The following is a 25418-nucleotide window of genomic DNA, read 5'->3' as shown; positions in this document are numbered from 1 at the left end:
GTCACTATGCGAATTGCCGTTGGTGGTATTCATACCGAATGCAGCACCTTTAACCCGGTGCTGAGCCATGAAGAGGATTTTCGTGTGTTGCGCGGTCCGGCGCTAACCGCAGCAGCAAATTTTGCCTTTCTGCGCGACTACCCGGCGACCTTTCTGCCGACCCTGCATGCGCGGGCGATACCCGGCGGCCCGGTGGCGCGCGCCAGCTACGAGGCCTTTAAACAGGAGTTCCTCAGCCGCCTGCAGGCGCAATTACCGATTGATGGTCTTTACCTGGCGATGCATGGCGCCATGTATGTCGAAGGGATGGAAGATGCGGAAGGTGACTGGATCACCGCGGCGCGCAGGCTGGTGGGCGCCGACTGCCCGATTAGCGTCAGTTATGATCTGCACGGCAATGTCACCCAGCGCATTATCGACGCCATTGATATGTTTTCCACCTACCGTACCGCGCCGCATATTGATGTCGAAGAGACCATGCGCCGCGCGGTATCAATGCTGGTAAAAAGTCTGCAAAGCGGCGTACGTCCGGCGGTGGCGTGGGCGCCGATCCCGCTGGTGCTGCCCGGCGAACGCACCAGCACCGAAGATCAACCGGCAAAAAGCCTCTATGCCCGACTGCCTGAATTCGATACCATCCCCGGCATCTGGGACAGCTCGCTGATGGTCGGCTATGTCTGGGCCGATGAACCGCGCGCTACGGCGGCGGCGATCTTTACCGGCACTGACGCCGAACAACTCTTCAGTTGCGCCAGCCAGCTGGCCGAAGCTTACTGGCAGGCGCGTGAGGCGTTTGTCTTTGGCTGCGAAACCGGCACGGTCGCCGCCTGTGTCAGCAAAGCCATCGCCAGTGCCAGCCACCCGGTGGTGCTGGCCGACTCGGGTGATAATCCGACCGGCGGCGGTGTCGGCGACCGTGCGGATGTGCTGGCGGAACTGCTCCGTCAGCATGCCGACGGGGTGATTGTCGCGGGTATCACCGATGCCGCCGCCACCGCTGCGGCGCATCAGGCCGGCACGGGAGTGACGTTGTCACTTAGCATTGGCGCCACTCTCGACCCTTCCAGCCAGCCATTACCGCTTGAATGCGAGGTCGTGACGCTGCTGGAGGCCAGCGCTGAATCCACTGCCCGCCAGGCGGTGCTGCGCTGCGCGGGTATTCTGCTGGTGGTCGCCGACCGCCGTCGTCCTTACCACTATCTGGCTGATTTTTATCAGTTAGGGCTGGATCCGTTGCAGGCGAAAATTGTGGTGGTGAAATCGGGTTATTTGTCGCCAGAACTGGCGCCGATTGCCCGGCCCAATTTGATGGCGCTTTCCGAGGGCGTGGTCGATCAGGATGTTGAACGCCTGCCGCGCCTGCGCAAAACTCAGCCAACCTTCCCGTTCGATAGAACCTTCAGTTTCACGCCGGCGGTGCGCTTTTCGGCGCGGGCGCGATTTTGAACCGGAGAGCCGCAGCGATGAACAGTGAACAGCGCCAACCGGTGCTCCAGGTCGATAAGCTGACGACCTCATTTCTGGTCAACGAATGCTGGAGCACGGTGATTCGTGATGTCAGCTTTACCCTCTGGCCAGGGGAAACCCTGGCGATTGTTGGTGAGTCCGGTTCGGGGAAAAGCGTCACCTCACTGTCGATTATGCGTCTGCTGGCGCCACGTCAGAGCCGGATTAGCGGCTCGGTACGCCTGAATGATCGCGAACTGCTGACGTTGTCCGACAAGGAAATGCGGCAGATTCGCGGTAATGCCATGGCGATGATTTTTCAGGAGCCCATGACCAGCCTGAATCCCTCCTTTACCATCGGGCGGCAGATTGCAGAATCGCTGATCGCTCATCGCAATCTCTCCGCAAGGGAGGCGAAAGCAGAAACATTACGCCTGCTGGCAAAGGTGCGCATCCCGCATGCGACGGCGCGCTACGATGAATATCCGCATCAGTTTTCCGGCGGGATGCGCCAGCGGGTGATGATTGCGATGGCGCTGGCGCTGCGACCAAAACTGCTGATAGCCGATGAACCCACTACCGCGCTGGATGTTACCATCCAGGGGCAGATCCTCGACCTGATCAAGACGCTGCAGGAAGAGGAAGGCACTGCAGTGCTGTTTATCACCCACGATATGGGCGTGGTGGCCGAAACCGCCGACCGCACGCTGGTGATGTATGGTGGTGACTGCATTGAAACCGGCGCCACCAGCCAGATTTTCGCCGCCCCGCAACAGCCCTATACCCGGGCGCTACTGGCAGCGGTACCGCGTCTCGGTTCGATGCGCGAACATCACTGGCCACTGAAATTTCCGCAATCAGATGCCCTGACAGGCGAACTCAACGCGCAAGAAGTGCCTGGCCGGCAGCCTGACGCCGGCGCAACGCCATTGCTGTCGGTAAAAAACCTCACCACCCGCTTCCCGGTGCGCGGCGGCCTGTTCGGTCGTATTCAGGGTCACGTGCATGCGGTGGAAAATATCAGTTTCGATCTCTTTCAGGGAGAAACACTGTCGCTGGTCGGCGAATCCGGCTGCGGCAAATCCACCACCGGTCGCTCCATTACCCGGCTGGTAACACCGCAAAGCGGCGATATCCGGCTCAATGGCTACGACGTGCGGCAACTGAATAACACCCAGCTGCGCAGTATGCGCCGCGATATCCAGATGATTTTCCAGGATCCCTTCGCCAGCCTTAACCCACGGATGAAAATCGTCGAAACCCTGACCGAACCCATGCTGCAACACCGTCTCGCCGACAAGACGCAGGCGCGCGCCCGGGCGGCTGAGCTGATGGAGCGGGTGGGATTAGCCGCCAGTATGCTGAATCGCTATCCCCATGAGTTTTCCGGTGGTCAGCGCCAGCGTATCTGTATCGCCCGCGCCTTAACCCTGAATCCGCAAGTGATAGTCGCCGATGAGTCGGTTTCAGCGCTGGATGTTTCCGTTAAGGCGCAGGTGGTTAATCTGTTGATGGATTTACAACAGAGTATGGATCTCTCTTTTCTGTTTATCTCCCATGATATGGCAGTGGTGGAACGTATCAGCCATCGGGTCGCGGTGATGTATCTCGGCGAGATTGTCGAAATTGGCCCGCGCGCGGCGATCTTTGATCATCCGCAGCACCCCTATACCCGCAAACTGATCGCCTCGGTACCGGTACCGGATCCGGCGCGGCGGGCGCTGAAACGCAATCTGGCGGTTGAAGAACTGACCAGCCCGGTGCGTCCGCTGCACTACCAGCATCCGGCCCGCGAGTATCAGGATCTGGGTAACGGGCACTGGGTAATGAAGCTGAGCTGAGCATCGGCTTGCGATACCGTGTAATATCACGGTATTTTGCCTATTATTGATGATTAAATCTGGTTCTTCAGCGAAGAAGCAGGTTTAAATTTTGCTATTTTTATCCCTAATTTGCCAGGAGCTTCTCCTGACTCTGTTTTCTTCCCCTGCTCTCTTACTTTGGCTACTCATCAGGCCGCAATAAACAACATTATAATTGCCGCAATAGATCTTTATTCGCTACAGGCCAAATTGATGAGCAGCACCAGTCACTCTTTACACCGTAACACCCCGACTATCACGGTAGTCGATAATCGGGGCCTGGCGGTGCGCGCCCTCCGTTACCACCGCCACCCGAACTCATCGACACTAACCGATGAACGAATAACCTACTATCAGTTTAATCCTCGTGGTCAGTTACAGCACAGTATTGACCCACGCCTGTTTGCTTTACAACAGACAGATAGCATGATTACTCCCAACATTACCGCTATCACCAGCTTTACCGGTGAGATATTAGGGGTTGATAGCGTTGATGGCGGACGCACTATTGCCCTGAACGATATTGCCGGTCGCCCGCAATTACGCATTTCCGCTACCGATGTTACCCGACGCTGGCAGTATGAAAATAATACCCTGCCCGGGCGCGCCGTGAGTATCAGTGATCGGTCACCGGGAGGGAAGACACAGCTTAGCGAACGGTTTTTCTGGGGCGGCGCCAATGCGGTCGATAAAGCAATGAATCTGGCCGGTCAGTGTGTACGCCATTACGATACCGCCGGCCTTTTTATTACTGAGAGTATCTCTTTAACCGCAGTACCTTCAGCCGTCAGCCGTCAGCTGTTGAAAGAGGATCAAACAGCTGACTGGCAGGGTTCTGATGAATCATCCTGGCGCGACTTGCTGGCGGCGGCGATATACAACACCCGCAGCGTCAGCGATGCGACAGGAGAGTTGCTGAAGCAGACCGATGCCAAAGGCAATCTTCAGCGCTTTGCTTGTAATGTCGCCGGACAGCTGGCAGGCTGCTGGCTGACTCTGAAAGGAGGGGCTGAACAGGCCATTGTCGCCAGCCTGGTATATTCAGCCGCGGGTCAGAAACTACATGAAGTACAGGGTAATGGTGTCGTCATCCATTACCGCTATGAACCACAAACCCAACGGCTTACCGGCATGAAAACTGAACGCCCGGCAGGACATAGCGCCGGAGAAAAAGTATTGCAGGACTTGCGTTATCACTATGATCCGCTGGGTAATCTACTGCTGGTACGCAATGAAGCTGAAACCACCCGCTACTGGCGCAATCAGAAAGTAGAACCGGTCAACAGTTATGTTTATGACACACTGTATCAGCTGACCGAAGCCAGTGGCCGTGAAATGGCAAGTATTGGCCAGCAAAATGTTCAACTGCCCGCCCCACTTATCCCGCTTCCTTCCGGCGATGACGTTTTTACTAACTACACCCGCACATATCACTATGACCGTGGTGATAATCTGAACAAAATCAGTCATAGCGCTCCGGCGACCGGCAATAATTACAGCATTGATATAACCGTGTCATCACGCAGTAATCGGGCTGTGGTAAGCGCTCTGACTGACGATCCGACCAAAGTTGACAACATCTTCGATGACGGAGGACATCAGTCGCGAATGCAACCGGGGCAACTGCTGAGCTGGACTATCCATGGCGAATTGCTGCAAGTTATGCCCGTAACACGCGAGGGTGCCGCATCAGACAAAGAACATTATCGCTACGACAGTGGCGGTTTGCGCATCAACAAGGTCAGCCAGCAACAGACGGGCAACAGCAGCCTGACACAACGCGTGACCTATCTGCCCGGGCTGGAACTGCGCACCAGCCATATCGGCGTAACACTGAAAGAAGATCTCCACACCCTGACGCCAGTTAAAGCCGGTCACGGCCGGATGCGGCTGCTGCACTGGGAAACAGGGCTACCGGCAGGAATGACGAATAATCAGCTACGATACAACTACGAAGCGCTTAGCGGCAACTGGGGGCTAGAGCTTGATGGCACTGGACAGCTAATCTCGCAGGAAGAACACTATCCCTATGGTGGTACTGCGCTGTGGGCAGCCCGAAGCCAGATTGACGCCAGCTATAAAGTTATCAGGTATCGCGCTAAGGAGCGTGATGTCAGTGGATTGTATTGTTACGGCTACCGCTACTATCAGCCCTGGGCGGGCCGCTGGTTAAGTCCGGATCCGGCGGGAACAGAAGACGGACTTAATTTGTACCGGATGGCAAAAAATAATCCGACTTCAAATGAGGACCAGCATGGATTCAATTCAACCCCGGTAAGTATCCCCAAAAAAGCGCATTTTGTCTGGGAGGGAGGAGAGCTATCCCAGCTCGACTTATTTAATGTACTGAATTTTCAGCGGCTCAATCAAGATTATGAGGTCTATTTCTGGACATCAAGACCATGGACCTTCTACAGAGCGCTGGAGAGAGCACGGAGCAGTCACACCTCTGCTTATCGTTACGTCTCTTTTAATATGAGTAATCCCGACAGGATCCTCGTCAGGGACCCGGGCGAGTTATTTAAGCAGGTCGATGCTAAGCTCAGCGCCTTTCACGCTCGGGAAAAAGAAGGTCCCTACAGCAATAAAGCCGCCGCCAGTGACATTACCCGACTGGTGGCATTACATGTCATGGGCGGACTGTATATGGATACGGATATTAGCAGAGAATCCCAGGTCGCCAATTTCCCCCAGGGTGATGATTTCTTTATGTATTACAATGAAGAGGTGGGGTATGGTAATGGTGTACTCGCCAGTGCGCCAAATACAACTGCCACAGCACAAATTCTTGCCAGCCTGATCGAAACTTATTTAACCAGGCCATATATGTGGCGAGTAAAAAGAGCAAATATAGCGCGCCGGGAGCAGCTAACGCTGAGGAGTTCCGGCCCTGAATTAATCTATTATGCCACCGGCGCATTTTTGAAAGCTATACCTGATACCGAATTCGGCCAGCGCATGCGGGGACTTGATTATTACCAGTCATTGATGAGGCTCTGGCGGCAAGTTCCGGAGATGTATCGCAATTTATCCAGTCAAAAAATACTCAGTCTGGGACACATTAACGCAGCAAATGGCGATAGTATGTGGGCAGACACCAGCGCTATTACCCGTGAACGACGGGCAAGTATATCTTAGGTTCAGGTTTGCAACAGGTGGCTGGTCTCTGCTGCTGGCAGAAGGCAATTAATAACTTACTGATATGGAAGATCCTGATGTCTGACTTACTGCCCATTTCAATCGGTTTGCTACTGTTCCCAAACCTGACCCAACTGGATCTGACCGGCCCGTTTGAGGTATTTGCCCGTACCCCCGGCGCGCAGGTGCACCTGATCTGGAAAACCCTCGCCCCGGTCACCTCCGATCGCGGCCTGACGATGCTGCCGACCGCGACCTTTGCCGACTGCCCGCCGCTGGATATTATCTGCGTGCCGGGCGGCCCCGGACAGATCGCGCTGATGGACGATCGGCAGACGCTGGATTTCTTATCGCAGGTAGCGGAACGGGCGCAGCTGATTACCTCGGTCTGTACCGGCTCGCTGCTGCTGGGCGCGGCGGGATTACTCCAGGGCTATCAGGCGACATCTCACTGGTCATCCCTCGATCAGCTGGCGTTGCTGGGCGCGCAGCCGGTGCAACAGCGGGTGGTGCGCGACCGTAACCGTATTACCGGAGCGGGCGTGACGTCAGGTATCGACTTTGCGCTGACGGTGGTGGCCGATCTGTATGGCGCCGTGGTGGCACAGCAGATCCAGCTGCAAATGGAATATGATCCCGAGCCGCCGTTTACCAGCGGTTCGCCACGCAGCGCTTCAGCACAGTTGCTGCAGCAGGCGCGCAGCAGTTCCGCCAGTTTTATTGCCGCAAGACGTGAGGCAACCCTGCGCGCCGCGGCGCATTTGGCGCAACCGGCGCCCTAAGGTTGCAGAACATGCTCACCTACCCCTGGCTTCAGGCGCAACGCATCAAGCAATGCCAGCAGCGCCAGCGCCGCCACCGCGACAAATGCCCAGCCAAAATCGGTAATTTGCGGCTGCGGGTTAGCGTGGAATGACATCGCCGCCCGCAGCACCAGGGCGGCAAAGGCCACGCCAATACTCATGCTTAACTGGAAAAACATGCTGAATAACGTTGAGGCTTCGCTCATCTGCGCTTTTGGCACATCGGCAAAGCCCAGCGTGTTGTAGCAGGTGAACTGCATTGAGCGCGACATACCGCCGATAAACAGGATCAGCGCCAGCCACGGATACGCCAGCGCTGGCGTCAGCAGCGCGCAGACCAGAATCGCGGCCACACTGATGGCGCCATTGACCACCAGCACCTGACGAAAACCCCAGCGTCTCATAATGACCGTGGTAAACGGTTTCATTGCCAGGTTACCGGCAAAGACCCATAACACCAGTAAACCGGCACTGGCTGCCGACAGACCAAAACTGACCTGAAACAGTAACGGCAGCAGAAAGGGAATCGCATTGATTGAGGCGCGAAACAACGATCCCCCCACCAGCGTACTGCGAAAGCTGGCGATCGCGAATGCGCCCACCGGCAGCATCGGTGTCGCGTGCCGGCGGCCATGACGAAATGACAGCCAGCCCGATAGCAACCCGCCAGCCACCACCGCCCCTCCCGACCACAGCAGACCTCGTCCCAGCCATTCAAGACCGCTAATCAGTGCCGCACAGGCCAGCGCCGTCAGTATAAAGCCGCGCAGGTCAAATGGCCGTTGATTGCTGACCATACCGCCAGGGATTAAGCAGAACGTGCCGAGCAATGCCGCAATGCCGAGCGGGATATTCAGCCAGAAAATCCACTGCCAGTGGCCGTAGCTGACCATCAGACCGCCGAGCGGCGGGCCAAGTATCGGCGCCACCAGACCGGGCCAGGTAATAAAAGCGATCATCCGCACCAGATCCTGTTTTTCGGTTACGCGCAGTACTACCAGCCGACCCACCGGCACCATCAGCGCGCCACCGATACCCTGCAGGACGCGGCTAAAGGTAAAAAACGCCAGCGAGTCACTGAAACCACACATTACCGAGGCGAGAGTAAACAACACTATCGCCGCGGCAAATACGCGCCGGGCGCCAAAGCGATCCGCCAGCCAGCCGCTTAGCGGAATAAACAGCGCAACCGCCAGCAAATAGGCGCTAATACCGACATTCAGTTCGACCGCAGTGACCGAGAAATCGCGCGCCATCTGCGGTAGTGCCGTAACAATTGCGGTAGCATCGAGGTTTTCCATAAAAAAGGTCACGGCGACCAGCAGTGCCACCCAGCGGGCAGGTGCAGCCGACGACGATGTGGCACGGGTATTTTTCATTAACGCTCCATTTCGTTATTGCGCTGCCACTACGGTATCAGCGGGTAATGTCCGCTTTAGCAGCAATACCAGCAGGACATTAACCAGCGCCAGTGCGCAGAGCAGCCAGAGGGTGGCCGCGGCGCCCATCTGCTGAAACACATAACCGCCAGCCAGCGGCGTTATCGCCTGACCAATCAGCGCCGGACGCGCCATGCGTCCGACCACCAGCGCATACTCCTCCGGCCTGACCATCGCCAGTGGCAGCGTACCGCGGACAATAGCGCGCAGCCCGTTGCCCGCGCCGTAGAGCAGCATACTCAGCACCGCCAAATGCGGGAACAGCGCCAGCGTCAGCAGCCCCAGCGCCACTAATCCTACCGAGAAAAAAGTGGTGCGCATCGGATGCCCGCGTTTAAAAAAGATATCCACCAGACGCGAGCCGACCTGGCAAGGGCCGAGGATCGCACTGATGCCGAGAGCGGCTGCCAGCGAGTAGCCGCTGGCCTGCAACAGCGTGATAAGCTGCACCGAAATGGCGGTCATAATGACCGAGGCGAGGGTAAAAATCGCGCACAGTAGCCAGAACAGCTGCGGCGCGATAGCGCCCTTACTGCTGCTACTGACGCCGCTTTTTACCGGCAGCGGCGCGCTGGCGGGCAGTGAGCAGTAATACATCGGCCATACCGTCAGCGTCAGGATCGCAGCACAGGCAAAGCAGGCATCGCGCCAGCCCAGCCATTCAATCAGCAGTGCGCTACCGGGCCATACCAGCGTGGTGCAGAAACCGGAAATCAGCGTAATGCCGGTGATAGCGCCACGGGCAAATCCGCCATACAGCGTACCGAGCGTGGCAAACAGCGCGTCATACAATCCCATCGCCATACCGATGCCGATGACTCCCCACGCCAGCAGAAACAGCCACAAACTATGGGATAACCCGACCATTACCAGACCGGCGGCCATCACCACGCCGCTGGCGGCGAGCAGCGTACGGCCGCCGCGCCGCGCGATAATACGGCCGCTCAGCGGCGACAGCAGCCCGGACACCAGAATCCCCAGCGATAACGCCCCATACACCCACTGCTGCGACCAGCCGGTCTCACGCACTACCGGCGCAGCGAGTACCGCCATAATATAAAATGAACCACCCCACGACAGGATCTGCACCACCCCCAGCAGCAGGATGCTAATGACGCCCGGTTTTTCGCTATTATTTTTCAAGCTATATCATTCCGCAAAGAGATCCCTCCTGGTCAGGCCGTCAGTTTTGCCAGCACCGCAGCACTTTCTTCGTCATCCGGCACATACACCAGCAGGCGATCGCCATTTTGCGGCGTCGACCACCAGTTATTCTGGCGCAACGCCATCCGGCCGACGTCGGGACGTAAGAAGTGCCTGACCCGATTTTCAAAGCCCTTTAGCTCATAGCGCTGCCAGGTTTGGCGAAACTCTTCCGAGCTGGCCATCAGCCGCGCCAGCATATTTTCCCATTCCGGCTCGCCGGGATGCTCTCCCATCTGCGCGCGAAACAGCGCCACCATATGGGGCATCACTTCGTCCCAGTCGACCATGGTGCGCCGCCAGCCACTGTGGTTAAACGCCAGCCAGATGCAGTTACGCTCCTCCGCCGCGATGGTGGTTAAATCAATGTTCATTAAGCGGCACCAGGCGGAGTTGTAAGCCAGAATATCAAAACGCTGATTCTGAATAATCGCCGGTAACGGGTCCAGCGCATCCAGTATCATCTGGCAGTGAGCGGAAACCTTAGCGCAGGCTTTAGCGGCCCTGACCGCGGGCTGCTGATAGCCAGCCAGGCGCAGCAGATGGCTGGTTTCGGTTTCGTTACACTGTAACGCCAGCGCAATCGCCGCAAGGGTTTTTGCCGAGGCTTTAATATCACGCCCCTGCTCCAGCCAGGTGTACCAGGTGACGCCGACATCAGCCAGCTGCGCCACCTCTTCGCGGCGTAAACCCGGCGTGCGCCGGCTACGCATTCGCGGCAAACCCAGGCGGTTGGGATCGAGGCTTTCACGGCGTCGGCGTAAAAATTCGCCCAGTTGCAGTCGGTTGCTTTTTTCCGTCAGAGAAGCGTCGCTGATTAATGACATACGCAGATACTCCGTTGCCAGACAGGTAGTGTTTATACCATGATAATCAAATACTGGTACCGGTTTAACAGATCACTGATGCTATGCCCCATCACCATTAAAGACAAGGGTAAGCATGATGAAAACCACCGTTCTGGGACGCGCCGGACTGCTGGTTCTGTTAGCGGGTCAGTTACTGCCAATGATTGATTTCTCGATTGTTAACGTGGCGCTGGAAGCGATGGCGCACACGCTGCATGCCACACCGCTTCAGCTGGAACTGATTGTGGCGGTGTATGGCATTGCTTTTGCGGTTTGCCTCGCGATGGGCGGCCGCGCAGGGGATAACTTCGGGCGGCGGCGCGTTTTTACCCTCGGCGTGCTGCTGTTTGCCCTGGCATCATTGTTGTGCGGCATGGCTAACAGCGTCTGGCTGATGCTGCTGGCTCGCGGACTGCAGGGTATTGGCGCCGCGCTGGTTGTACCGCAGGTTCTCGCTACCCTGCATGTTTGTCTGCAGGGGCGTGCACACGCGCGCGCCATCGGGTTGTATGGCGGCATTGGCGGGCTGGCGTTTATTGTCGGTCAGGTGCTGGGAGGATTTCTGATTGGCGCCGATATCGGCGGCTACGGCTGGCGCAGCGTGTTTCTGATTAATATCCCCATTTGCCTGGTGGTACTGCTACTGGTGCAGCGTTATGTGCCGGAAACGCGCAATACACAGCGCGTCAGTATTGATTTAGCCGGTACCTCGCTGCTGGCAGCGTCGATTGCCAGCCTGATGATTGCCCTGTCGCTTGGTCCGCTGTTGCACTGGTCATGGCCCTGCCTGCTGTTACTGCTGCTGTTTCCGCTGTTACTGCAACGCCTGTGGCGGGTGGAGCAGCAACTGGAAGCGCGTCACGGAGCGCCGCTGCTGTCACCTGCTCTGTTGCGCCTGCCGTCAGTCAATTTCGCCATCGGTATCGCCTTGCTGTTCTTCTCCAGCTGGAGCGGTTTTATGTTCGCCGTGGCATTAACTCTGCAATCGGGTATCGGACTGACGGCATTTCAGTCAGGCAATGCCTTTATTGCCCTCGGCGTTGCCTATTTTCTCGGTTCATTGCTGACCACGCGGATGGCGGAACGCTACGGCAGACTGACGATGCTGTTAAGCGGCTGTGCTATCCAGATGAGTGGACTGGTGTGGCTGATGCTGACATTTCATTTTGCCTGGGGAAATATCGCCATTGTGACGCTGATTCCGTCCACTGCGCTTATTGGTTTCGGCCAGTCGTTTATCGTGAGCTGCTTTTACCGTATCGGGCTGGCTGAAGTGCCTAAATGTCAGGCCGGTTCCGGCAGCGCGATGCTGTCGACCGTGCAGCAAGCGGCATTGGGCCTTGGCCCGATGTTATCAGGTTCAATATTTAGTCAGGTATTGTTGCATAAGGCCAATTATCAGCAGGCGATTATTGCCGCCCTGCTGGCTGAATGGCTGATTATGCTACTGTTGGTAGTGCGCGCCCTGCTGGTGCGCCGTCAGTTATTGCCACAGCCCGGAAACAGATGATTTCTCTCCTGCTAACCTTCAGGGTAGTTAATCACTGCCCCTGAAGCGATCGCCCGCTCTCTGCGCCCTGTTCCTTTATTTGCAAAATATTAGCGCCAGTAAAAAGCACGGCGCTTTCCCTGGCTATATTTAAAACATAAGAGCTTCTGATTATTTGTTCGTTTCTCACACAACAAACGGGAGTGATAATGAATCAGTACTACTATGTTGACACCCACCACGGATACCGTCATGGCCACGTGGTTCACGCCACTGGCTGTAAGTACCTGCCCGGCACCAGAGACCGCAAGTTTCTTGGCAGCTTCTACACCACCGCAGACGCCCTGTTACAGGCCAAAAAATATTATCGCCATGTCTGTGGTTGCAGCGGCTGTTGTCCGCAGTCGTTCAGTCCGCCATCGCTAAAAAAAGTGTCAAACCGCAGGAAAAATATGGATCTGCATTCATTAGAGTTAATCTGAATTTGTCAGCCTGATTTTCTGCCGCTGGCACTGGCTGGCAGAAAAACCTGATCCGTTTCTCAGGGCCGCCGCTGGCGGCCCTGTCGGTGCCGGGCTGAAAAAAACTGCCGCTTTTGCTGATTTTATGGTTTAACTCATCGCGTAAATAAAACACAATACGCACTCTAAACGTGATGGGCGTCACTTTTCCGTCCCTGCGGATTTCGCCGAGTCGAAATGAACTTACCTACAACATTTTGTTAATCCCATGCAACCAACCACTGTTTCACGCAAAACGGCCTGGCTACGCGTCGTTCTGCTGGCCATTGCGGCATTTATCTTCAATACCACTGAGTTTGTCCCGGTAGGTTTGTTATCGGATATCGCCAACAGCTTTGGCATGGACACGCCTGACGTCGGGATCATGTTAACGATCTATGCCTGGGTAGTGGCGCTGATGTCGCTGCCGCTGATGCTGGCCACCAGACAGGTTGAACGCCGGTTATTGCTGATGGGAATTTTTTCCCTGTTTATCCTCAGCCATGTGCTGTCCGTGCTGGCGTGGGATTTCACCTCGCTGGTGATCTCGCGCATTGGTATTGCGCTGGCGCATGCGGTTTTCTGGTCGATCACCGCCTCACTGGCAATCCGGGTTGCCCCTGCCGGTAAAAAAACCCAGGCGCTGAGTATGCTGGCGACCGGTACCGCACTGGCAATGGTATTGGGGGTGCCGATTGGTCGCATTATTGGTCAGTATCTCGGCTGGCGAATGACCTTTGGTATGATTGGCCTTTCAGCGCTGGTGCTGGTACTGATGCTGATAAAACTGTTGCCAAAACTACCCAGTGAACATACGGGTTCACTTAGCAGCGTGCCGGTACTGTTTAAACGCCCGGCACTGGTTAGCCTCTATTTGCTGACCACGCTGGTGGTGACGGCGCATTATACCGCCTACAGCTATATCGAACCCTTTATGCAGGTAGTGGCGTCGATGGGAGAAAACTTCACCACCTTCCTGCTACTGATTTTCGGCGCGGCGGGTATTCTCGGCAGCGTAATCTTTAGCGTCTTCGGTAATAAATTCCCTTCCGGCCTGGTGATTGGCGCCATCAGCCTGATCACGCTGTGCATGGGGCTGTTGCTGTTTGCCGCCATCCATCCGCAGGCGATTTCGCTACTGTGCATAATCTGGGGCATGGCGATGATGATGATTGGCCTGTCATTACAGGTCCGGGTGCTGTCGCTGGCCCCCGATGCCACCGATGTGGCGATGTCGCTGCATTCCGGTATTTTTAATATTGGCATCGGCGCGGGCGCGCTGCTGGGTAACCAGGTGAGTATTCATTTGAAGATGTCTGATGTGGGTAATATCGGTGCGTTACTGGGGCTGCTGGCTCTGTTCTGGTGTCTGTATATCTTCCGCCGCTATCCTCAACTGCGTAGCAACGGCTAAAACAGAAAAGGCTTCGTCAGTCATTGGTGACTGGCGAAGCCCTTGTCCTGCGAAACAGATATTAGTTATAAATTACTGCGGTGCCATGCAACCTGTTCTGGCCAGAGGTCGAAGTGATGCGGAAAGACTTTGCGCCTGCGGCCTGTGCTTTTACCGCTAACTGGTTTTCCAGTGAAGTCAGATTGGTGCTGCCGGTGGCACTCACCACGCCCACTTGCTGCTGATCGGCAGGCAAAAATCCAACTTGTTGCGCGGCGACACCGGCAAATGAAACGGTGCTCAGCACCAGCGCGGCAACTGCATATTTAATGTTTTTCATGACGATACCCTTCAATTAATGTGCTGCAATTCGCGGTTAACCACGACTTACTGATAAATCACGGCGGTGCCGTGCAGGTTGTTCTGACCACTGGTCGAGGTGATACGGAACGATTTGGCGCCGGCGGCACTGGCTTTCTCATTCAGCTGGGCTTCCAGCGAAGTCAGGTTGCTGCCGCCGGTGGCGGAAATAACGCCAATCTCTTGCTGATGTTGCGGTTCACTTGCTACCAGGTCGGCGGCGAAGCTGCCAAATGACAGCGTGGACAGGGCGATGGCGAACACGGCAGTTTTTACGTTTTTCATAATCTTCTCTCTCGGAATCAGGTGATTTACTGTTTGCGTCGTTATTAACTTAACGATCGATAACTAAATGCTAAACCTCTCCCCCGCCTGGCGTCAACTATATTTTTTAATGATCGTTAATATAATAAATATGTGACTGATATCTCAGTCATTAAAAGCTGAAAAAAATTCTTCCTGCGCCTGCCGGCAAGGGGTGCGCACAAGATGTGAAGCAGACTGTTACGATTAAAGTCTCCGTTTGATCGGCGGCGCTTGATTATTTTTTTAATGATCGGTAATTTAATTAAAGAGGCAGTCGCAGGTTAAGTGAGGACATATGAGTGGCAATGCGGAGGTTTGTGTAAAAAAAGGTCGTGGACGACCAAAACTGTTCGATCGCGATAGCGCGCTCGACAAGGCGCTGGAACTGTTCTGGGCGCATGGTTATGAAGCCACCTCTTTAGCCGATTTAGTCCAGGCGACCGGGGCAAAAGCCCCCACCCTGTACGCTGAATTTGAGAATAAAGAGGGGCTGTTTCGTGCGGTGATGGATCGCTATATCGAGAAGTTTGCCGAACAGCGTAAAATGGCCCTTGCCTGCCCGGAACGTAGCGTGGCGCAGGGTATTGAAAGCTATTTTCGCTCAACCGCCGCCTGTTTTACCGATGGCAAAAAGCCTGCCGGCTGTTTCTTTATCTGTACCTCGACCGCGCTTTCCGCCGATTCCGGCGAAGTTGCCGAGATGCTGCGTACCCGCCATCACCTGCAGGAAACGGCCTTGCTCGACTTTTTACAATTGCGTCAGCAGCAGGGCGAACTCAGCGCGGCATGCAATGTAAAACAGATGGCATGCTATCTCTCCTGTGTATTGCAGGGAATGTCGGTGCGCGCGCGCGAAGGCGCCAGCCGTGAAGAACTGGATGGCATTATTGATACCATGATGAAGCTGTGGCCAACGCTGGCAACGCCGCTATCCGCGTAATCTTTTCCTCCGCGCGACGCCTGCCGGAGCTAACCCGCCCGCGGTTAAATCCATCAGGTACAAACAACAAGAGCCACAGATGTTGTGGCTCTTTGACCTACGGTGCGCAGAACGCCGGTGCGCGCTACGCCAGATGAAATACCTCCGTTAACGCCTCGCTGACCGGACTGTTATCCGGGTTAGACGGCATCAGTTCACGCATCGATTGCCACCAGCGCTGACAGATTTCGGTCTCTGCCACCGCCGCCCAGCGCGCTTCGGACTCAATTTCCACATAAGCGAACAGCAGATTACGGCTGGCATCAAGAAAAATGCTGTAATTATGCGCGCCATGCTGCTTCAGCGTGGCTTCAAGCTCAGGCCAGATCGGCGTATGACGCTGTTGATACGCGGCATGCGCCTGCGGATAAACCTGCATCACAAAGGCTTTACGCAACATTGCGTTTCCCCACATCCAGCGCCGCCTGCCATGGCTGGACACCAAAACGCTCACCCAGCGCGATCAGCTCAGCAGTTGAGATAGTTTGTTTCATCCCGCCCATTGAGAGCACTTTTACCAGCACTTCCGAGGATTTTTCTGCCGTATCAATCAGACCAAAAGCATCATCCAGCGTCGGACCCGCGCCAAAAATACCGTGGAATGGCCAGAGTACCAGGCTATGTGATTTCATCTGCGCGGCAGTTTTACTGCCGATACCGTCAGTACCCGGCACCATCCACGGCACAATGCCTACGCCATCGGGGAACACCACCAGACATTCGGTACTGCCTTCCCACAGCTTGCGGGTAAAGCTGGCAGCATCCAGCTCCAGCACATAGCTTAACGCGATAAAATTGGTGGCGTGGCAGTGCATAATCACCCGGTCATTGCCGTTGGTCAGTTGCTTGCGCACCGCGTGCGACTGGAAATGCGATGCCAGCTCGGAAGTGGGTACGCCGCCATTTACCAGCCCCCAGTGAATACGGTACGACATCCCGTCGGCACTCACCTGCAGCAGCACCAGACTGTCTGCCGGATCAAGCTGCACATTGCGGAAAAACTTGCCCGAACCGGTAACCAGAAACCAGCAGTTAGCCAGCGCCGGCGCCGGTTGACTCAGCTCCAGATGACGCGGCTCAGCGACAAAATCCGCGGCGAAGGGCTTCACCTCCTCCTCCAGCAGGCGCAGGCTGACATTACCGCCATTGCGCTCATCCCAGCCTTTCAGCCACATATCAGTAGTGGCTTTCACCATTCCCTGTACAAACCACGAAGAAAGAATGCCTGACATAATAGATCCTTAACGTTGACTAAGTATTTGTTGTTCGTAGTTGCGCACGTCGCCCAGCCAGCTGGCATCCGCAGGCACATCGTGGCGTAAACAGTAGCTTTCCCATACCGCCTGCCATGGCAGCGACTTCTGCTCTTCCAGCAATGCCAGACGTGAGGTGAAATCCCCGTCCAGTTCCAGTTTGCACAGCTGATCCACCGGTTCCAGCAGCGCACGCAGCAGGGCTTTTTTCGCATTACGCGTGCCTATTACCCAGGCGGCGATGCGATTGATGGAGGCGTCAAAGAAATCGAGGCCAATATGCACTTTATCGAACAGACGCTGACGCACGATCTCGCTGGCAATCGCCTGCGTTTCGTCATCCAGCAGCACCACATGGTCGCTGTCCCAGCGCACCGGGCGGCTGACGTGCAGCAGCAGACGCGGCACATACAGCATGGCGGTGGAGATTTTGTCAGAGATCACTTCCGTCGGATGGAAGTGCCCGGCATCCAGTGTCAGCGCGGTCTGGCGGCTGGCGGCGTAGCCGAGGTAGAATTCGTTGGAACCGACGGTGTAGCTTTCAGCGCCGATGCCAAATAATTTACTTTCCACCGCATCGATATGGTGGGCCGGATTAAGCTTCTCTTTGATAATTTCGTCGAGCGCGTTCATCAGACGCTGACGGGGGGCCAGCCGGTCAATGGTCAGATCTTTCATGCCATCCGGCACCCAGATATTCATCACCGAAGGCGTACCCAGTTGTTCGCCAAAATAAGCGGAGATCTTACGGCTGGCCTGGCAGTGCTCAATCCAGAACTGGCGGATACCGGCATCCTTGTGCGCCAGGGTAAAGCCATCAGCACTGAGCGGATGCGAGAAACAGGTCGGGTTAAAATCCAGTCCCAGTTTGTTACGTTTTGCCCACTCAACCCAGTTGGCAAAGTGTTCAGGCAGAATGGCGTTGCGTTCAACCGGCTGATCACTTTCCAGATAGATGGCATGCAGATTCAGACGTTTAGGACCGGGGATCAGCGCCATTGCCTGATCAAGGTCAGCGCGTAATTCAGCCGCACTGCGCGCTCTGCCAGGATAATTGCCTGTGGCCTGAATGCCGCCGGTCAGTGTGCCCTGCGGATTTTCAAATCCGCGTACATCATCGCCCTGCCAGCAGTGCATTGAGATCGGTAGCCGATCCAGTTGCGCCATCGCGGCATCGACATCGATGCCGATGGCTGAAAAACGCTGTTTTGCCAGTTCGAAAGCCTGTTCGATTAGCCTGGTCATAAGCAAAGCTCCTTAGTAGGTTGACTGAGCGACTGAAAACGCGACCAGCAGGCCGTGAAAGCGCTATCTTGATGAGGTTGAACAAGGTGCTGCGGGAAGTTCTGTACCACCCGCTGGCGGAATTGCTGCACATCAGCCACCTCGCCCAGCGCAATCAGCTGGCAGCCGATATTACCGAGGGTGGAGGCTTCAACCGGCCCGGCGTTGACCGGTAAGTTGCAGGCATTAGCGCAGAGCTGATTAAGAAAATGGTTCTGACTGCCGCCGCCGACAATCTGCAGCTGGCTGAAGTTTTTGCCGCGCAGTTGCGCCAGCTCGCCAATCACCTGGCGATACAGCAGCGCCAGGCTGTCAAAAATGCAGCGCGCCAGTTCGCAGGCGGATTGCGGGATTGCCATCCCCTGTCCGGCGCAGGCGTCCTGAATTTCGCGCACCATACTGGCGGGGTTAATAAAGCGTTCGTCGTTAGGATGAAAAAAGGATTTACAGGCTGGCAGGCGCGACGCCTCGTTAATCAGCTGGCAGAGATCGTCAATCTGCAATTCTTCACAGACCCGCTGCAGCAACCACAACCCCATAATGTTTTTTAACACCCGGTAGCGCCCTTCCGCGCCGCCTTCATTGGTAATATTGGCCTGCCGCGCACGGCTGCCGTTGTGCGGCTGACGGCTCTCAAACCCCATCAGCGACCAGGTGCCGGAACTGAGATAGGCGCTGTCGCTGTCGTTTAGCGGCGTAGCGAGAATGGCGCTGGCGGTATCATGGGTGGCGACGGCAATTACCGGCACTTTGCTTCCCCGGGCGTTGCACCATGCGCCGACCGCTTTACCCGGCTGTGACGGCCGGCCAAACCAGCTGGCTTTTGCCCCGGCCCACTGCAACAATTTTTCATCCCAATCGCCGCTCTGCAAATTCAGTAACTGCGTGGTGGTGGCATTGGTGTACTCCCAGTTCAACTGACCGGTCAGGCGGTACTGCAGATAGTCGGGGATCAGCAGGGCGTGCGCCACACGATCTACCAGCTCCGGATGGGCATCGCTAAATGCACGCAGCTGATAGAGCGTATTAAAAGGTAAAAACTGGATACCGGTGCGCTGGTAAATGGTTTCAAGGCCCAGCTCGCGCTGCGCTTTATTCATCAGGCCGTGAGTCCGTTTGTCGCGGTATGAGACGGGTAAACCAACGCGCTGACCCGCCGCATCCAGCATCACCACATCAACGCCCCAGGTATCAATCCCGATACTGTCAGGCACAATGCCCTGCTTATCCAGCAGTGCCAGACCGGCACGAATTTCAGCTTCCAGCGCATCGATATCCCAGCAGTCATAACCGGAGATAATCTGGCGATGATTGCCAAAGCGGTTCACTTCACGCAGCGTCAGGTTGCCGTCGTCAGAGCAGTAACGCCCCAGCATAATGCGCCCGCTTGAGGCGCCCAGATCGATGGCGACAATATTGCGAATGGTCATGGATTAAGCTTCCTGGTGATTCAATGTCACCAGTGTAAAATCCAGCAGATTTGCCACCTTCCTGACACTGCCAGCGGCGGCATAGCGCTGGCAGTGCCGCAAAGATGAACGTGAATCAGCTCACAGTTTCAACTTTCCCCTGCCCGCACGCCAGATGTGACCTGTTACGCATTTCTGATTTTTTTCCCGACATTCTTGAAAAATTAGCCCGTTAAGCGAGTTTCCCGGTGCAAAATTCAAGGTAAGGTTGACCGGCGCTGATTAGTATCGGTTACATGCTTGTTAACTGAGGATGAATCATGACCGTATTGCACAGCGTTGATTTTTTCCCGGCAGGCGGCCTGCCGATCGCCATTGAGCCACGCGCGCCACAGGCAGCTTTCCCTGAGCATCATCATGATTTTTATGAAATTGTTCTGGTGGAACAAGGTTCCGGTATTCATGTGTTTAACGGCCAGCCGCAGACCCTGTGCGGCGGCTGCGTCTGTTTCGTCCGTGACCACGACCGTCATCTGTATGAACAGACTGAAAATCTTTATCTGACCAATGTGTTGTACCGCGGCCCCGATGCGTTTCGTTTTTTAACCGGACTGCGCGATCTGCTGCCGCAGGAACAGGATGGCCGCTATCCGTCGCACTGGCGTATTGGCAATAAATTAATGGCCCAGGCGAAGGCAGTGATTAGTCAGCTGGAGAACCTGCCGCAAGGAGAGTCGTTAGAGCTGCAGGCCGAACAGGAGCTGCATTTTCTGCAGTTACTGATGCTGTTGCGCCAGGGCTGTCGCGAACAGCACTGCGACGATCAGGATGGCCGCCTGCGTCGGCTGCTGGACTGGCTGAACGATCACTACAGCGATGATATTGACTGGGACCGGCTGGCGGACGGGTTTTCGCTGTCGCTTCGCACCCTGCATCGCCAGATGAAACAACAGACCGGCAGTACGCCGCAGCGCTATCTGAATCGCCTGCGCTTACTGCAGGCACGCCATCTGCTGCGCCATAGCGACAGCAGAATTACCGATATCGCTTTCCAGTGCGGTTTTGGCGACAGTAATCACTTTTCGACGCTATTTAAACGGGAGTTTGGCTGCGCACCACGAGCCGAACGCCAGCAAACGCAGTAAGAGGAAGCGGAAATGACACTTATGCTGGCCAGAGCGGACTACTTTCCTTCGGATGCCATGCCGGTAGCGGTAGCCGATCGCGCGCCACAACCGTCGTTTCCACCTCATCGCCATGAGTTTTATGAAATTGTTATCGTCTGGCGCGGTAACGGGCTGCACGTGCTTAATGACCGCCCGTGGCCAGTGACCTGTGGCGATATTTTTTATATTAAGGATAGTGACTGTCACAGTTATGAATCAGTCAATGATCTGGTGCTCGACAATATTATTTACTGCCCGGAACGCTTTAAACTGGGGCTGGACTGGTCGCAGCTGCTGCCAATGGATGATCCGCACCACCGCGCTTACTGGCGTCTTACCACCCGCGGGATGGCGCTGGCGCGCAATGTAATCGCGCAGCTGGAACAGGAGAGCTGCAAAACCGATCTGTTGTCGCTGCAGCTTACCGAAGCGCTATTTCTGCAGCTGGCGCTGATTCTGCGGCGCTACCGTTATGCCGTGGATCAGGCGTGGCAATTGCCGGAAGGTGAACAACTGGATCTGCTGATGGCGGCGATCCAGGCCGACGGTGAAAACCCTTTCGACCTGGCGCTATTTTGTCAGCACAACCATTTATCAGAGCGAGCGTTAAAGCAGCTGTTTCGTCAGCAAACCGGGATGACCATCAGCCACTATTTGCGTCAGCTACAGTTGTGCCGGGCAAAATATCTGCTGCGCGCCAGCGACTGCCTGATTGGTCAGGTCGCTGCGCGTTGCGGCTTTGACGACAGCAACTATTTCTCGGTGGTGTTTACCCGGGAAACCGGTATGACCCCCAGCGCCTGGCGCCAGCAGTTTGAACATGCCGGCAGAGTGCTGGTTCACCATAGCTAAGGGCTGAATCACCAGCTTAGCGGTACTCTTTATCCCAGCGGGCGCAGAAGTGCGCAATCTCCCCGGACTGAAATTGATCAAGATGCGCCATGAGCTTTTCCAGCGGCCAGTGCCACCAGGCAATACGCTGCAAACTTGCCGCAATTTCCGCCGGGAAACGCTGGCGAATCTGTCTGGCCGGTACGCCGCCGACAATACTATAAGGCGCGACATTTTTGCTGACCACCGCGCCGGCAGCCAGCACCGCGCCATCGCCGATGGTGACTCCCGGCAACACGATCACCCCGTGCCCAATCCAGACGTCATGGCCGATAATCACCCGTTCCGCGCGACGGTCGGCAAAAAAACCGTGGTCGCGTTCGACGCCAGATTGGTAATACTCCGGACAATAGCTGAAACGATGCTGTGAGGGACGCCCCGTCGGATGGTTGGGTGCGCCGATGCGTACCTGATTGGCGATAGCCGTAAATTTACCGATACGGCTATCGGCGATGCAGCAGTGTTCGCCAACATAGGAAAAATCACCCAGCGTGCTGTATTCCAGATAGCTATGGGCGAGGATTTCACACTGCTTGCCGATATGCGTTTCACGCATCGTTACGCGGTTGTCGATAACGGTTTGCTGTAGTTTCGGTGGCTTAGCGGCGGTAAGTGACATGTGCTCCCTTCTTTGCTGGTCAGACTGGTGGATAAGCGAAGCGCAGGCAGGCGCCCGCGGCTGCTCTATGCTGACCGGGAAAGATGACGGAATGATGGCGGCATGGATATTACGGGAGCCATTAATGGCTCCCCTACAGCAGGGGGTCAGATATTCTGCCGTGCCAATAATTTGCACGGTTGCCGCCATCGGGACGGGAGCCATTAATGGCTCCCCTACAGCACGGGGTCAGATATTCTGCCGTGCCAATAATTTGCACGGTTGCCGCCATCGGGACGGGAGCCATTAATGGCCCCCCGATAGCACGGGGCAGATATTCTGCCGTGCCAATAATTTGCACGGTTGCCGCCATCGGGACGGAAGCCATAAATGGCTCCCCTATAGCACGGGGGCAGATATTCTGCCGTAGGAGAGGCATTTATGCCGCCCGCTCCCGTGCAGACTATGATGCCATGCCTAAACCCACGATATTCGCCGCCAGAATAATCACCAGACAGCCAATACTCAGCACCCCCACCGGACGACGCCCTACCGATTTCCACTCTTTCAGTACCAGACCCACCAGGCCACCGCACAGCACATAGAAACTCATATGCAGCATCCAGCTGATAAAGTCATACTGCGCCGGAATATTGGCGTGGCCCCAGGCGTAAAAGAAGAATTGCAGATACCACATGGTGCCGCCCAGCATGGCAAACAGGATGTTCGCGCGCAGCAACGGTTTCGCCACGGCAAAATCGGCTTTTAACGACAGCTCTGGCTTGATGGCTAAACGCACAAAACACCAGGCCAGGTTTACCAGCGCACCACCGCCCATAATCACCACATAGCTGGGCAGCGCCACATACAATGGATCGATACCGATCGCCGCCGCCGCTTCATGCATCGGTTTCGCCGCAGACATGGCAAATGACATCCCGGCAGAGAAAATGCCGCACATAACCGCCAGCAGCAGCCCTTTTTTCAGATTGAACTCTTCGGCGCGAATGCCCATCGCCCGCTCTTTCATTAAGCCAGCACGCGCGACCACCGCAACGCCAATCAGCGCCACCAGCACGCCAAGCAAGGTCATGCGACCGCCAGCCGAACTGAACAGCGCCACAAAACGCCCCTGTAATAATGGCGTCATCAGCGTACCCACGACCAGCGTAATACCAATGGCGATACCGATACCCATCGACATACCGAGGTAGCGCATGGTCAGACCATAGTTAATATTCCCCACCCCCCACATCGCGCCAAACAGAAATACCGGCAGCAGGGTGGAAAAACTAAAGGAACGATAATAGCCCCAGAAATCCGGTAGCAGAATGGCGCTGACCAGCCAGGGTAAAATCAGCCAGGACATGATACCGCCAACCGACCACATGGTTTCCCACGACCAGTTTCTCACTTTTTTCAGCGGTGCATAGAAGCACGCCGCGCTGGCTGCGCCAACGAGGTGCCACATAATACCGAGCAGGATTGCGTTATTCATTGTTATTCCTTCGTAGGTGGAGGCCAGCAGGCATCGCACTGTTGCCTGAATACGAAGGAGTCTAAAGACCAGGTGGCCTGTGCAGCCTTATGCTGACTGCCCGCCATGGCATAAATCTGGCAAAATCCGCCGGATGATGATGACTACGATCACAAAATCATCCGGCAGTCAGATTCGCTGTGTCTGGCTGTATTCTCGCCAGCGGCGGCGGAAGGAGGAAAGAAACGCCCGAGACGCGAAGAAAATCACACCGTCAGCATGCCGCTGTGCTCAATAAAAGCGATAATTTTTTCCAGACCTTCGCCTTTTTTCAGATTGGCGAAAGTCCAGGGTTTATCAGGACGCATACGCCGGGTATCGCTTGCCATCACCTCCAGCGAGGCGCCAACATATGGGGCAAGATCGATTTTATTGATCACCAAAAAGTCAGAACGGGTAATACCGGGCCCGCCTTTGCGCGGGATCTTCTCCCCTTCGGCGACATCAATTACGTAGATAGTGAGGTCAGCCAGTTCCGGGCTAAAGGTAGCGCTAAGATTGTCGCCACCGCTTTCCACAAACACAATATCAAGGTTGCCAAATTTCTCGCTTAGCGCTTCAACCGCGGCCAGATTCATTGAGGCATCTTCGCGGATGGCGGTGTGCGGACAGCCGCCGGTTTCCACCCCAACGATCCGAGCCGCCTCCAGTGCTCCGGCTTCGGTCAGAATGCGCTGATCCTCGCGGGTATAAATATCGTTAGTCACCACCGCCAGCTGCCAGCGCTCGCGCATCGCCTTACACAGCACCTCCAGCAGTGCTGTTTTACCCGATCCCACCGGACCACCGACACCAATACGTAGCGGTTGTTTATAATTCTGCATAACGGCTCCTAAGAACGAAATAATCGGGTATGTTGGGTTTCATGACGCGAAGAGGCGATGGCAACCAGCGGCAGGCTGCCCCCCAGTTCTTCGTCGTCCAATGCCAGCGCCAGCGGAAGTTGTTGCGCCAGCGTCTCACTCAGTTCCATAAGCAGCGACTGCGCCGCCTGTTGCCCGAAGGGCACCAGTTTCACCCCCGCCATGACCGCGCTTTCCAGCGAGCTGTACGCCAGTGACAGCAGCAACGCGCTTTCAGGGATCTGCCACACCGTGCCAGCCCATGCCAGACCGCCGCTTTGCGTTAATTGCAGCGCTGCGCGCCAGTTTTCCGGCGGCAGCAGCTGTAAGCCCGTCAGCACCCGCGTCATGGCGGCGCCGCGCTGCTGTTCTTCGCTACGCAGTTCCGCCGTTTCACGACATGACAACAGAAAGTGCGACCAGTGGCGGAAACGTTCGACATCCTGCGCCTGACAGGCGCGATACAGCCGCAACAACAACGGCAGATCCTGCCGTATCAGCGTTTGTTCAATCTGCAGTTGTTGCCACTGGCGGAATTGCGCCACACTGCTCACCCATCCGCACTCTACCGCCCACTCCAGCCCTTGCGAGTAGGTAAAGCCGCCAATCGGCAATGCGGCGCTGCTCAGTTGCAGCAACCGCAGCTGTTGTAATGGCGTTATCATTCAGTCA

23 protein-coding genes are annotated in these 25418 nt (G+C 55.9%); 10 read left to right on the top strand and 13 right to left on the bottom strand.

The window, feature by feature from the left end:
- Positions 1 to 6 precede the first annotated feature (6 nt).
- The 4 genes from JWF83_RS25720 to JWF83_RS25705 all read left to right on the top strand — a co-directional run bounded on the left by JWF83_RS25720 (position 7) and on the right by JWF83_RS25705 (position 7228).
- Positions 7 to 1446 (top strand): M81 family metallopeptidase, encoded by a 1440-nt coding sequence (locus tag JWF83_RS25720; RefSeq protein ID WP_413653346.1) that lies wholly within the window; start codon positions 7 to 9, stop codon positions 1444 to 1446.
- Positions 1447 to 1463: 17 nt separating this feature from the next.
- A complete protein-coding gene (locus JWF83_RS25715; RefSeq protein WP_413653345.1) occupies positions 1464 to 3287 on the top strand; it encodes an ABC transporter ATP-binding protein in 1824 nt (607 codons plus the stop codon).
- Positions 3288 to 3521: 234 nt separating this feature from the next.
- A complete protein-coding gene (locus JWF83_RS25710; protein ID WP_413653343.1) occupies positions 3522 to 6446 on the top strand; it encodes an RHS repeat-associated core domain-containing protein in 2925 nt (974 codons plus the stop codon).
- Between the two features lie 77 nt (positions 6447 to 6523).
- Positions 6524 to 7228, top strand: coding sequence for a DJ-1/PfpI family protein (locus JWF83_RS25705; protein WP_413653342.1), 705 nt, complete (start codon positions 6524 to 6526; stop codon positions 7226 to 7228).
- Here JWF83_RS25705 and JWF83_RS25700 read toward each other — a convergent pair.
- Genes JWF83_RS25700 through JWF83_RS25690 form a run of 3 tightly spaced genes read right to left on the bottom strand, consistent with a single transcriptional unit; the run spans position 7225 to position 10718 of the window.
- The gene (locus tag JWF83_RS25700; RefSeq protein ID WP_413653340.1) at positions 7225 to 8628 is read right to left on the bottom strand and encodes an MFS transporter; all 1404 of its coding nucleotides are present in this window, start codon (positions 8626 to 8628) and stop codon (positions 7225 to 7227) included. The two genes, JWF83_RS25705 and JWF83_RS25700, sit on opposite strands and share 4 nt — an antisense overlap.
- 15 nt (positions 8629 to 8643) lie before the next feature.
- Positions 8644 to 9831, bottom strand: coding sequence for an MFS transporter (locus JWF83_RS25695; RefSeq protein ID WP_413653339.1), 1188 nt, complete (start codon positions 9829 to 9831; stop codon positions 8644 to 8646).
- A 32-nt stretch (positions 9832 to 9863) separates the two neighbouring features.
- Complete coding sequence (locus JWF83_RS25690; protein ID WP_413653338.1) at positions 9864 to 10718, bottom strand: helix-turn-helix transcriptional regulator; 855 nt, start codon at positions 10716 to 10718, stop codon at positions 9864 to 9866.
- 118 nt (positions 10719 to 10836) lie between these two features.
- Between JWF83_RS25690 and JWF83_RS25685 the strand changes: the two genes are divergently transcribed.
- From JWF83_RS25685 to JWF83_RS25675, 3 genes are all read left to right on the top strand, one after another.
- The gene (locus JWF83_RS25685; RefSeq protein ID WP_413653545.1) at positions 10837 to 12249 is read left to right on the top strand and encodes an MFS transporter; all 1413 of its coding nucleotides are present in this window, start codon (positions 10837 to 10839) and stop codon (positions 12247 to 12249) included.
- 188 nt (positions 12250 to 12437) lie between these two features.
- Positions 12438 to 12710, top strand: a complete 273-nt coding sequence (locus JWF83_RS25680) for a hypothetical protein (RefSeq protein ID WP_413653337.1) — start codon at positions 12438 to 12440, stop codon at positions 12708 to 12710.
- Positions 12711 to 12957: 247 nt separating this feature from the next.
- Positions 12958 to 14142 (top strand): sugar transporter, encoded by a 1185-nt coding sequence (locus tag JWF83_RS25675; RefSeq protein ID WP_413653336.1) that lies wholly within the window; start codon positions 12958 to 12960, stop codon positions 14140 to 14142.
- Positions 14143 to 14203: 61 nt separating this feature from the next.
- On the opposite strand, the gene bhsA (JWF83_RS25670) is transcribed toward JWF83_RS25675, so the two are convergent.
- Both bhsA (JWF83_RS25670) and bhsA (JWF83_RS25665) read right to left on the bottom strand, forming a co-directional pair.
- Complete coding sequence (bhsA, locus tag JWF83_RS25670) at positions 14204 to 14461, bottom strand: multiple stress resistance protein BhsA (protein ID WP_413653334.1); 258 nt, start codon at positions 14459 to 14461, stop codon at positions 14204 to 14206.
- Positions 14462 to 14508: 47 nt separating this feature from the next.
- Positions 14509 to 14766, bottom strand: a complete 258-nt coding sequence (bhsA, locus tag JWF83_RS25665) for a multiple stress resistance protein BhsA (RefSeq protein WP_413653333.1) — start codon at positions 14764 to 14766, stop codon at positions 14509 to 14511.
- A 316-nt stretch (positions 14767 to 15082) separates the two neighbouring features.
- On the opposite strand from bhsA (JWF83_RS25665), the gene JWF83_RS25660 reads away from it, so the two are divergent.
- A complete protein-coding gene (locus tag JWF83_RS25660; RefSeq protein WP_413653332.1) occupies positions 15083 to 15727 on the top strand; it encodes a TetR/AcrR family transcriptional regulator in 645 nt (214 codons plus the stop codon).
- A 124-nt stretch (positions 15728 to 15851) separates the two neighbouring features.
- On the opposite strand, the gene rhaM is transcribed toward JWF83_RS25660, so the two are convergent.
- From rhaM to rhaB, 4 genes are read right to left on the bottom strand one after another with little or no spacing between them, the layout of a single operon-like run.
- Entirely contained in the window at positions 15852 to 16166 is a 315-nt protein-coding gene (rhaM, locus tag JWF83_RS25655) for an L-rhamnose mutarotase (RefSeq protein ID WP_413653331.1), read from the bottom strand.
- Positions 16156 to 16998: a rhamnulose-1-phosphate aldolase gene (gene rhaD, locus JWF83_RS25650; RefSeq protein ID WP_413653330.1), complete on the bottom strand. Its 843-nt coding sequence runs from the start codon at positions 16996 to 16998 to the stop codon at positions 16156 to 16158. Before rhaD ends, rhaM begins: the two co-directional genes overlap by 11 nt.
- 9 nt (positions 16999 to 17007) lie before the next feature.
- Positions 17008 to 18264 carry an L-rhamnose isomerase gene (locus JWF83_RS25645; protein WP_413653329.1) on the bottom strand — a complete coding sequence of 419 codons (1257 nt, stop codon included), beginning with the start codon at positions 18262 to 18264 and terminating at the stop codon, positions 17008 to 17010.
- Entirely contained in the window at positions 18261 to 19733 is a 1473-nt protein-coding gene (gene rhaB, locus JWF83_RS25640) for a rhamnulokinase (protein WP_413653328.1), read from the bottom strand. The genes JWF83_RS25645 and rhaB overlap by 4 nt, the downstream gene beginning before the upstream one ends.
- A 299-nt stretch (positions 19734 to 20032) precedes the next feature.
- Between rhaB and rhaS the strand changes: the two genes are divergently transcribed.
- Both rhaS and rhaR read left to right on the top strand, forming a co-directional pair.
- Positions 20033 to 20857, top strand: coding sequence for an HTH-type transcriptional activator RhaS (rhaS, locus tag JWF83_RS25635; RefSeq protein ID WP_413653326.1), 825 nt, complete (start codon positions 20033 to 20035; stop codon positions 20855 to 20857).
- A 12-nt stretch (positions 20858 to 20869) separates the two neighbouring features.
- Positions 20870 to 21730 (top strand): HTH-type transcriptional activator RhaR, encoded by an 861-nt coding sequence (rhaR, locus tag JWF83_RS25630; RefSeq protein ID WP_413653324.1) that lies wholly within the window; start codon positions 20870 to 20872, stop codon positions 21728 to 21730.
- Positions 21731 to 21746: 16 nt separating this feature from the next.
- Here rhaR and JWF83_RS25625 read toward each other — a convergent pair whose 3' ends face one another.
- The 4 genes from JWF83_RS25625 to JWF83_RS25610 form a co-directional block, all read right to left on the bottom strand.
- Positions 21747 to 22388: a DapH/DapD/GlmU-related protein gene (locus JWF83_RS25625; protein WP_413653544.1), complete on the bottom strand. Its 642-nt coding sequence runs from the start codon at positions 22386 to 22388 to the stop codon at positions 21747 to 21749.
- Positions 22389 to 22830: 442 nt separating this feature from the next.
- Positions 22831 to 23865: an L-rhamnose/proton symporter RhaT gene (gene rhaT / locus JWF83_RS25620; RefSeq protein ID WP_413653323.1), complete on the bottom strand. Its 1035-nt coding sequence runs from the start codon at positions 23863 to 23865 to the stop codon at positions 22831 to 22833.
- A gap of 245 nt (positions 23866 to 24110) precedes the next feature.
- On the bottom strand, positions 24111 to 24728 hold the full coding sequence (ureG, locus tag JWF83_RS25615; protein ID WP_413653322.1) for an urease accessory protein UreG: 618 nt from the start codon (positions 24726 to 24728) through the stop codon (positions 24111 to 24113).
- A gap of 8 nt (positions 24729 to 24736) precedes the next feature.
- Positions 24737 to 25411, bottom strand: coding sequence for an urease accessory protein UreF (locus JWF83_RS25610; RefSeq protein WP_413653321.1), 675 nt, complete (start codon positions 25409 to 25411; stop codon positions 24737 to 24739).
- Positions 25412 to 25418: the final 7 nt, after the last annotated feature.

The organism is Pantoea sp. B65 (assembly GCF_047308185.1).
GTDB lineage: Bacteria > Pseudomonadota > Gammaproteobacteria > Enterobacterales > Enterobacteriaceae > Erwinia.
Note: the sequence above shows the minus strand (reverse complement) of the source record. Positions and strands in the feature narration are given on the sequence as shown.

Excerpts from the sequence above, each read along its gene's own strand:
- JWF83_RS25720 (WP_413653346.1), top strand. The coding sequence starts at position 7 with ATGCGAATTGCCGTTGGTGGTATTCATACCGAATGCAGCACCTTTAAC.
- JWF83_RS25715 (WP_413653345.1), top strand. The coding sequence starts at position 1,464 with ATGAACAGTGAACAGCGCCAACCGGTGCTCCAGGTCGATAAGCTGACG.
- JWF83_RS25710 (WP_413653343.1), top strand. The coding sequence starts at position 3,522 with ATGAGCAGCACCAGTCACTCTTTACACCGTAACACCCCGACTATCACG.
- JWF83_RS25705 (WP_413653342.1), top strand. The coding sequence starts at position 6,524 with ATGTCTGACTTACTGCCCATTTCAATCGGTTTGCTACTGTTCCCAAAC.
- JWF83_RS25700 (WP_413653340.1), bottom strand. The coding sequence starts at position 8,628 with ATGAAAAATACCCGTGCCACATCGTCGTCGGCTGCACCTGCCCGCTGG.
- JWF83_RS25690 (WP_413653338.1), bottom strand. The coding sequence starts at position 10,718 with ATGTCATTAATCAGCGACGCTTCTCTGACGGAAAAAAGCAACCGACTG.
- JWF83_RS25685 (WP_413653545.1), top strand. The coding sequence starts at position 10,837 with ATGAAAACCACCGTTCTGGGACGCGCCGGACTGCTGGTTCTGTTAGCG.
- JWF83_RS25680 (WP_413653337.1), top strand. The coding sequence starts at position 12,438 with ATGAATCAGTACTACTATGTTGACACCCACCACGGATACCGTCATGGC.
- JWF83_RS25675 (WP_413653336.1), top strand. The coding sequence starts at position 12,958 with ATGCAACCAACCACTGTTTCACGCAAAACGGCCTGGCTACGCGTCGTT.
- bhsA (WP_413653334.1), bottom strand. The coding sequence starts at position 14,461 with ATGAAAAACATTAAATATGCAGTTGCCGCGCTGGTGCTGAGCACCGTT.
- bhsA (WP_413653333.1), bottom strand. The coding sequence starts at position 14,766 with ATGAAAAACGTAAAAACTGCCGTGTTCGCCATCGCCCTGTCCACGCTG.
- JWF83_RS25660 (WP_413653332.1), top strand. The coding sequence starts at position 15,083 with ATGAGTGGCAATGCGGAGGTTTGTGTAAAAAAAGGTCGTGGACGACCA.
- rhaM (WP_413653331.1), bottom strand. The coding sequence starts at position 16,166 with ATGTTGCGTAAAGCCTTTGTGATGCAGGTTTATCCGCAGGCGCATGCC.
- rhaD (WP_413653330.1), bottom strand. The coding sequence starts at position 16,998 with ATGTCAGGCATTCTTTCTTCGTGGTTTGTACAGGGAATGGTGAAAGCC.
- JWF83_RS25645 (WP_413653329.1), bottom strand. The coding sequence starts at position 18,264 with ATGACCAGGCTAATCGAACAGGCTTTCGAACTGGCAAAACAGCGTTTT.
- rhaB (WP_413653328.1), bottom strand. The coding sequence starts at position 19,733 with ATGACCATTCGCAATATTGTCGCCATCGATCTGGGCGCCTCAAGCGGG.
- rhaS (WP_413653326.1), top strand. The coding sequence starts at position 20,033 with ATGACCGTATTGCACAGCGTTGATTTTTTCCCGGCAGGCGGCCTGCCG.
- rhaR (WP_413653324.1), top strand. The coding sequence starts at position 20,870 with ATGACACTTATGCTGGCCAGAGCGGACTACTTTCCTTCGGATGCCATG.
- JWF83_RS25625 (WP_413653544.1), bottom strand. The coding sequence starts at position 22,388 with ATGTCACTTACCGCCGCTAAGCCACCGAAACTACAGCAAACCGTTATC.
- rhaT (WP_413653323.1), bottom strand. The coding sequence starts at position 23,865 with ATGAATAACGCAATCCTGCTCGGTATTATGTGGCACCTCGTTGGCGCA.
- ureG (WP_413653322.1), bottom strand. The coding sequence starts at position 24,728 with ATGCAGAATTATAAACAACCGCTACGTATTGGTGTCGGTGGTCCGGTG.
- JWF83_RS25610 (WP_413653321.1), bottom strand. The coding sequence starts at position 25,411 with ATGATAACGCCATTACAACAGCTGCGGTTGCTGCAACTGAGCAGCGCC.